The 3061-nt window shown below is 64.7% G+C and carries 3 protein-coding genes; all 3 read right to left on the reverse strand.

The window, feature by feature from the left end:
- Positions 1 to 125: 125 nt before the first annotated feature.
- Positions 126 to 1082 carry a LysR family transcriptional regulator gene (locus EN879_RS30045; RefSeq protein WP_063168703.1) on the reverse strand — a complete coding sequence of 319 codons (957 nt, stop codon included), beginning with the start codon at positions 1080 to 1082 and terminating at the stop codon, positions 126 to 128.
- Between the two features lie 151 nt (positions 1083 to 1233).
- Positions 1234 to 2724, reverse strand: a complete 1491-nt coding sequence (locus tag EN879_RS30050) for an aldehyde dehydrogenase (protein WP_024503970.1) — start codon at positions 2722 to 2724, stop codon at positions 1234 to 1236.
- A gap of 21 nt (positions 2725 to 2745) precedes the next feature.
- Positions 2746 to 3061, reverse strand: a 316-nt coding sequence (locus tag EN879_RS30055; protein ID WP_127274446.1) for a DUF1028 domain-containing protein, incomplete at its 5' end; no start/stop codon positions are given.

Genomic DNA, 3061 nt, shown 5'->3' on the forward strand with positions numbered 1-3061 from the left:
GGGGTCGATGGCGCAAGGGCACAAGCCGGACGAATTCGTCAGCGTCGAGCAGATGCGCCGCTGCGACAACATGCTGGAAAAATTGCTGAAGCGGCTTGCCGACCAGCAACTGGCGTAAGCGGGCGCTACTTCTGCGGAAGCGCTGCCTGGCCGACGGCCCGCTCGGCGCCGAACACACCTTGCTCGACGACAAAATGCCGGCAGTGGTCGATGAACGCCTGGGCGGATTGCGTACGATGTTCGGAATTGGGCAAGGCGACGCCCATGGTCAGCGGCCGCAGGTCACCGTCCAACGGCACGAAGACGAGCGGCTTGCCGTCCGGCGCCAGCGTGTTGAGCGGCCGCATGTTGGCGATGCCGTAGCCGAAGCCGTTGGCCACCATGGAGCGCATGACCGCAATGTCGCCGGTGCGCTCGGCAATGTTGGGCCGGATCCCTCGCTGGTGGAATGCCGACAGGAAATATTCGCGGCTGTACGGCAGGTCGAGCAGCACCATCGGCTCGTCGGCCAGTTCCTCCGTCGTGATCGACGCCTTGGCCGCGAAACGATGGCCCGCCGGCAGCATGACATAGGCCGGCACCAACATCAGCGGCTCGAAGGTCATATCCTGCGACAGTTCGAGATCGTAGGTCAGGGCAAGGTCGATTTCACCGCGCTGCAGCATCTCAAGCAATTGCCCCTGATTGCGCTCGAACTGGCGCACGCGCACATCGGGATAAGCACGCTCGAACCGCATGCGCAGCGCCGGCAGCACGATCTGCGCAAAGGTCAGCAGGCATCCCACCGCCAGCGGGCCGCGCACCTTCTCGGCAAAATCGCCGGCGACGTCATGCAAGGCATCGGCATCATTGAGCAGCCGGGCGGCTTCCTTGAGGAAGATGCGGCCACCGGCGGTGAGCGAGAGGCCGTGCGAATGCTTGCGGACAAAAAGCTGGACGCCGAACTCGGTTTCCAACTGCGCGATCGAGGCCGAAATCGATGGCGGCGACACATTGACCTGCTCGGCCGCCTTGGCGATGGAGCCGGCTTCGCCCACGGCAACGAAATATTCCAGCTGTCTGAGCGTGAAGCGTAGCGGCATGGCTGGCTATGTTGCCGGTTTGAGGGCTTCGATCAAGCCTAATGCATGTCGCGCAAAAGTGGCCCCGGTTTTGCGCAAACGACATGCATGGAGCAAAGGCCTAAAGCGCATCACTTGAATCCGTTCGATCGCGATGCGCTCTAGGCGCCCATCAATATTTGATCCATGTCGTTTTGAGCGCGGTGTACTTGTCGAGCGCATGCAGCGACAGGTCGCGGCCGAAGCCGGATTGCTTGAAACCACCGAACGGCGTCATCGGGCTCAGAGCGTCGACCTTGTTGACGGAAACTGTGCCGGCCTGCAGCCGCCCGGCGATGCGGTGCGCGCGCGACAGGCTGTCGGTCCACAGCGATGCGGCGAGCCCGTAGGGGCTGTCATTAGCGATGCGGATCGCGTCGGCCTCGTCATCGAAGGCAATGACCGAAAGCACCGGCCCGAAGATCTCGTCGCGGGCAATCGGATCGGCAGGCGTGACATCGTCGAAAATGGTGGGCTGGACAAAGCTGCCGCGCCCATTGACCGTGACCATGTCGCCGCCCGCGACCAGGCGCGCGGTCTTTTTACCGGCCTCGACGAAGCGCATGACATTGGCGGCGTGGCGACTATCGACCATCGCGCCCATTTTCGAAATCGGATCGAGCGGATCGCCGGGCTGCGTGGCCGCCGCACGCTGCACCAGTTTCTCCACCAAGGCATCCTTGATGCCGCGCTGGACGAGCAGGCGTGAATTGGCGGAACAGACCTCGCCCTGGTTGAAGAAGATGCCGAAGGCCGCCATATCGGCCACCACATCGAGATCCCCGCAGTCGGCAAAGACGAGGTTGGGGCTCTTGCCGCCGGTCTCCAGCCAGACCTGCTTCATGTTCGACTGCCCGGAGTACTGCAGGAACATCTTGCCCACCGCGGTCGAACCGGTGAAGGCGAGGCAATCCACATCCATATGGCGGCCAAGCGCCTGGCCGGCGGTTTCGCCAAGGCCGGGCACAACATTGAGCACGCCGGCAGGCAGGCCCGCCTCCATCGCCAGCTCCGCCAGGAGCAGGGCCGACAGAGGCGACTGCTCGGCGGGTTTCAGCACCACCGAATTGCCCGCCGCCAGCGCCGGCGCGCACTTCCAGGTCGCCATGTCGAGCGGGAAGTTCCACGGCACCACCGCGCCGACCACGCCAAGCGGCTCGCGCCGCACCAGCACCAGATCGCCTTCGCCGGTCGGCGCCACCTCGCCATAGATCTTGTCGATGGCCTCGCCATACCATTGGAAGATCGCCGCCGAACCGGGGACGTCGACCGAGGCCGCATCCCTGACCAGTTTGCCCATGTCCAGCGATTCAAGCAGGGCCAGTTCATGCAGGTTGTCGCGCAGCAGCTGCGCCAGCCGCAGCAACACCTCCTTGCGGTGCGCCGGGCTGGTGCGCGACCAGACGCCGGCGTTGAAGCTGCGCCTAGCGGCGGCAACCGCCAGATCGATGTCTTCCTCGCCGCAGGACGCCACTTCGGCCAGCACCTCGCCCGTTGCCGGATTGACGCTGGCAAAGGTCCGGCCCGAACGCGCCGCGACCGTCTTGCCGTCGATGAACGCCTTGTCACGAAAACGGATCGCGGACGCCTTGCCGATCCAGTCCTTGTGGCTGAGTTCACTCATCGCAGGTGACCCCTGTCTTGACTATTCGTCGCCCGGCACGCCGTAGCTCGGCGCATCGGATGGGTTGATCGCGCGGGTCACATAGGCATCGAGCTGTGGCTTGTAGAGTTGCCACAGCGCCGCCAGTTGCTCGATAGGACAATCGTCGGTCCAGTCGCAGCGCAGGTCGGCGACCGGCCACGCCACCTCACGCACCAGCTTCATGCCGGCGGAATGGACAGGGCCAGCCTCGCCGCCGGCTGTCAGCGCCGCGCGCATAGTCGCGATGAGGCGGTCGCCGAGATGCCCCTCCGACGCCAGGAAGGCCTCGACCATCGCTTGCGGCACGCCATCATGG

This window comes from Mesorhizobium sp. M7A.F.Ca.AU.002.02.1.1 (assembly GCF_003998535.1).
Classification (GTDB): Bacteria; Pseudomonadota; Alphaproteobacteria; order Rhizobiales; family Rhizobiaceae; genus Mesorhizobium; species Mesorhizobium ciceri.

What these genes read in the sequence shown, in the direction of transcription:
- EN879_RS30045 (WP_063168703.1), bottom strand. Translation starts at nt 1,082, where the DNA reads ATGCCGCTACGCTTCACGCTCAGACAGCTGGAATATTTCGTTGCCGTG.
- EN879_RS30050 (WP_024503970.1), bottom strand. Translation starts at nt 2,724, where the DNA reads ATGAGTGAACTCAGCCACAAGGACTGGATCGGCAAGGCGTCCGCGATC.